Origin of the sequence: Synechococcus sp. R5-12, from assembly GCF_047502655.1 — a bacterium.
Classification (GTDB): Bacteria; Cyanobacteriota; Cyanobacteriia; order Thermostichales; family Thermostichaceae; genus Thermostichus.
The window spans coordinates 1-5,230 of sequence record NZ_JANSIM010000130.1 but is presented as its reverse complement, the minus strand read 5'-3'; the positions used below and the strand labels follow the sequence as shown (position 1 = coordinate 5,230).

At 56.8% G+C, this 5,230-nt stretch carries 1 protein-coding gene; it reads right to left on the bottom strand.

What is annotated here, in order from left to right; all coding sequences use genetic code 11:
* Nucleotides 1-153: 153 nt before the first annotated feature.
* Nucleotides 154-4,734: a GAF domain-containing protein gene (locus NW843_RS07795; protein WP_414522600.1), complete on the bottom strand. Its 4,581-nt coding sequence runs from the start codon at nucleotides 4,732-4,734 to the stop codon at nucleotides 154-156.
* Nucleotides 4,735-5,230: the final 496 nt, after the last annotated feature.

Below are 5,230 nucleotides of genomic sequence, written 5' to 3'. Positions count from 1 at the left end.
ATCCCTCTCAATGACTTTTGCCAAACCGCCTAAAGCTCAGTAAACTCAGCAAAGTTCAGGGTTTTGGGGGTTAGAGGCATGCTCTCCTCTTCCACTGGGAGAGGGGCGGGGAGTGAAAGCTAGCAGCGCAGAAGGCTTGGGATCCCTAGGAATCTACTCTTCCAAATCCTGCAAGTACTGGCGGATATCGGCCAAGATGCGTTCTAGGTCTTCTGGGGCCTGCAGAGCCCGTGCCCATTCTAGGTCATGACCACCTTGGGATCCCTGCTGGGCCAGCGCCACTCCTAAGTGTTCCAGCTCGCGAACCACTTGGCAAAAAGCGTTGGCTCCCACATTGGAGCTGGCTCCTTTGAGGCGATGGGCGATCCGCCGCATTCTTTCTGCGTCGTAACCGGCAATGGCTTGGCGCAGTTGCGGAAGCTGGGTTTCGCAATCTTGGATGAACACCTGCAGCAGCTCCCGCTGAAACCCCCGATCCCCGCCGGAAACCTGATCCAGATAGGCAGAGTCGATGGGATAGGGCAAGGTGGGAGAAGAGGGATCCCGGCTCTCAGCGGGGGAAGCTGGAGAGGCTGCTTCAGAAGCGGCTTGGTTGGAGGATCCCCCTGCAGACTGAGCAATCAGCTGGCTCCAGTGGTTGAGCAACCTTTGCAAATCTTCCTTCAGCACCGGCTTGCTGAGATAGTCGTCCATACCTGCCTGCAGGCAGCGCTCCCTATCCTCCTGCATGGCGTTGGCCGTGATGGCAATCACCACTGTGCGGTGGCCGGATCTCCGTTCCTGTTGGCGTAGGCGGCGGGTGGCCTCGTAGCCGTCCATCACCGGCATTTGGCAATCCATGAGAATAAGGTCATATCTGACCTGCTGCAGGAGATCCAATACCTCCTGACCATTGGCCACCACATCGGCCTTGTAGCCCAAACTCTCGAGCTGGCGCAAAGCCACCTTTTGGTTGACGGGGTTATCCTCTGCCAGCAAAATGCGCAGCGATTGACGGGGACGATCCTCCCTAGGGGTCGTCTGAGGGAGGACGGGACTCATTCCCAAGAGCGAAGTGGATAAACCAGAAGATTTCCCCAGGGCCATGACCAGCGCTTCCTGCAGACGGCTTTGTTTTACCGGCTTAACCAGGTAGGCAGCAAAGCCGATTTCGGCAGCGCGGCGGGAGTGCTCCCCCAGTCCCAGGGAGGTCATCATCACCAGTTGCGTCTCGGCCAGTTGCGGATCTGCCTTGATCCAACGGCCTAAGGTTTCCCCATCCACCTCCGGCATTTGCATATCCAAAACGGCCAGGGGGAAGGGTCTGCCTTCCCGAACGGCTTGGCGCAGTTTGTCCATAGCCTGATAGGCATTTTCGGCCTCTTCCACCACCATTCCCCAAGCCGTGGCCTGGCAGCGCAGGATCTTGCGATTGGTGGCATTGTCGTCCACCACCAACAGCCGCTTGCCCTGCAAATCCACCGGGACACGAGCAGAAGGCTGGGCAAGCTGCTGGACGTAGGGCTGCCGCTCCAGAGTCAGCTCGACGCTGAAGGTGCTGCCCTGTCCCTCCTGGCTTTGCAACGAGATGGTTCCCCCCATCAGTTCTGTCAGTTGTTTGCAGATGGCCAAGCCCAGTCCCGTACCTCCGTATTTGCGGGTAGTAGAGGCATCCACCTGGCTAAACGGTTGAAACAGCTTGCTCTGCGCCGCCGCCGGGATCCCGATCCCGGTATCTCTCACCGAGAGCCTGAGGTGGACATGGGTAGCGGTTTCTTGCAGCACCTCTGCTTGGATCACCACCTCTCCTCGGTGGGTGAACTTAATGGCGTTGCTTACCAAATTGTTGAGGATTTGCCGCAGACGCGAAGCATCTCCCCGCAGATAGCGCGGCACTTCCGGCGGCATAAGCACCGCCAGCTCCAATCCCTTGGCATGGGCAGTGGGGGCAAACAGATCCGCCACCTCTTCCAGACACGAGCGGAGATCGAAATCCAGGATCTCCAGCTCCATTTCCCCGGCCTCCAATTTGGAGAAGTCCAGGATGTCGTTGATGAGGGTGAGCAGGGCATCGCCACTGATGCGGATGGTCTCTACAAAGTCTCGCTGTTCTGCATTGAGGGGGGTCTCCAGCAGCAGGCCCGTCATCCCCAGTACCGCGTTCATGGGGGTGCGGATCTCGTGGCTCATGGTGGCCAAGAAGCTGCTTTTGGCCTGTGCAGCCTGCTCAGCTGCTTTGCGGGCCTGCTCCAGCTCCAGGCTGCGCTTTCTCTCCCGTTCCAAAAGGGCTGCCTGGGTGAGGGCAATGCCAATTTGGCTGGCCAACTGCGATAGCAGCTCCATCTCAAAGGGTTGCCACTGACGGGGCCCGGAGCACTGGTGGGCCAGCAACAACCCCCACAACTGCTGCTCCAAAAACAGCGGCACCACCAAGTTGGCCCTGACCTGCATTTTTTGCAGCAGCTCTAGGTAACAAGGCTCCAGTCCTTCACTTTCCACATCGCTAACAACGCGAACGCGGCCCTGGCTGTAGAGCTGGGCGTACTTTTCCTGAAAACAGGGATCCTCGATCACCTCTCCCATCAAGGAGGGGATCCCCGGCTGAGTTTTCTCGTTGGAGATGATCCCGGAGCCATCCGGCTGGAAGCGGTAGACCAAGACTCGGTCGGCTTTGAGCAGGGCTTGGATTTCTGTTACCGCCGTCTCTAGGATCTCGGCGATATCCAAAGATTCGCGGATCTTCAAGCTGAGATTGGCTAGCAACTGAGCCCGGCGGTTTTGCCGCTCCAATTCCTCTGCCGCTTTCTTCTGCTCGGTAATGTTGCGGAAGATGCCTCGCGTAGCCACCATCACTCCATCTTCAAAGCGGCAGTTGACATTGCCCTCCACCCAAACGGTTTCACCGCTGGCCGTGAGGAAAGCTGTCTCTACTCTCTCTACTTTCTCCCCCGATAGAAGCTTCTGGAAAAGAGCCTGGCAGTGCTCTCGGCAGTCGGGATGGAGAATGTCGAAGAGGGTCATCTGATAGACCTGAGCTTCGTCGTAGCCCAAGGTCTCCTTCCAAGTGCGGTTGACATACAAAAAGTGCCCTTCGGCATCCACGCTTTGGATGAGGTCAGTGGCATTTTCAAAGAGATCCCGGTAGCGCTCTTCGCTTTCTTTCAAGGCCAGCTCCGCCAGCTTGCGGTCGGTGATGTCGATGCCGGTGCCCATGACAAACTCCACCTCGCCGGCAGCGTTGATTAGGGCGGTGTTAGACCAAGAAATAAGCCGCAGTGCCCCTTGCTTGGTGCGCCAAAAATTCTCATGGCGATTCAAAAAGAGGGAATGATTGCCCTTGAGCTGTTCAAAAGCTTGCTTCACACCAGGCACATCTTCCGGTGGGATCAAACCTAAGTCCCATAGCAGCCGGCCCTTGACCTCTGCCAGCGAGTAGCCAGAAAGCTGCTCGGCAGCGCGGTTGAAGCGCAGGATACGCCCTTCTGGATCCATGACCACCACCAGCGCCCCTGCTGTATCAATAACTGCGTTGGTAAAATCTCGCTCTTGCTTGAGGGATCGTTCTGCCTCTTCTCGCTCGGCAGTCTCCCGGCGGATGAGGAAGTAAACCGAGGCCAAAACCAGGTAAGTAAAAATGAGCCCGCCAAAAGCAATGAGATTGGTTCTAACCCAGGCAAACTGAAATTCCTGGCTGCGTTGCTGCAGAAGGCGATTTTCCTCCTGCTGGAGCACCAGGATCAAATCGGCAATTTGCTCCACCAACCTTGGCCCTTCGCTGCTTTCCAGGGCTTCCTGGGTGGCGAGTAGCCCCTCTTGCTCCCTCAGCCGGATCAAGTCTTGGATGACTCGTAGCCGTTGCTCCAGCAGCAGCTCTAGGCGCTTCAGACGCTCCTGTTGCAGGGGGTTGTCGACAGTCAGTTCCTGCAGCAGGCGCAGACGGGTAGAGATTGCTTCAAGGCTGTCTTGGTACTCACCGAGGTAGCGAGGATTATCGGTCAGAAGATAGCCACGTTTACCGGCTTCGGCGGCGCGGGTTTCCGCCAGCAATCCTTCCAAGTTTTGGATCACTTTTAGAGTGTGGGCCACTCGTTCTGTAAGCTGCGGCAGTTGAGAGGCATTCCGCTGAGCTGAGTAGGTGATCCCGCCCAAAAGCAAGGCAGCCAGGCCAAAACCGGCGGTAACTTTGAGGAGAAAGCGGTTTCTGCGGGCAGGTTTAGTATCCCCCGACTTAGGCAGCAGAGGCGTCTGAGCCAGTTCCCTCAAAGTACGGCGCAGCTCCAACTGAGCTACTACCTGATGGGCCAGAGCCTTGAGCTGCTCCAATTGCTCCGGGCTAAGCTGCCGAGGCTGATAATCGATAACGCAAAGCGTGCCTAAGGCTTGCCCTTCTGGAGTTACCAGAGGGATGCCAGCATAGAAGCGGATGTGGGGCTCTTGCGTAACAAGCGGGTTGTCGGCAAAGCGCGGATCCTGGGTAGCATCGGGCACCACCAGCGGCTCTTGGGGAGACAAGATGGCGTGGGCGCAGAAGGCCACATCCCGGGGAGTCTCCTGCACATCGACGCCGAATTTGGCTTTAAACCACTGGCGGTGTTCGTCGACAAGGCTGACCAGAGCAATGGGCGTGCCGCAGATGTAGGCGGCAAGGCGGACGATCTCGTCAAAGGCAGTTTCAGGTGCCGTATCGAGAATCTGATACTGCCGCAGGGCAGCCAGCCGCTGCTCTTCGTTGGGAGGGAGGGGGGCCTTAGGCATAGGTCAAACTAAGCGGAGAGAAAGGGATCCCGATCCACCGATCTCGGAGGTCGATAGTCTCAAGGTAAAAGAGGTAACCCCAGCATAACTTCCAAGCCTCTCCACCGGAAGCTACAGGGATCCGATCCCCAAGCTTGCTTCCTGTTGGATTAGTTTGCTACATTTTCGCCATGCTGGTGTCAGCTACTCTGGCTTCTGCAGGCGAGCCAAAATAAGGGTCTGAGCCGTGGCCCGTCCAGAGCCGCCGCGGGCAGAAGGGAAAAAGACTTACCGGATCCCAGTTTCAGTATTTATACTGATGTCAAAGATGAGAAAGCTCAATAAGCATCCTCTGATGCATTTGGTTTCACTCACCCTATAAATAATCAAATCCTAACATTTTTAAGCAAGCTTCGAGTTGAAATTTCTCAACGGAAGACTTACTATAGAGCGACGAGCTTTGTAAAGGGGGAATACTCTCAGCTAGAAATCGCAGGAGCCCCGCACTGTACCCGTA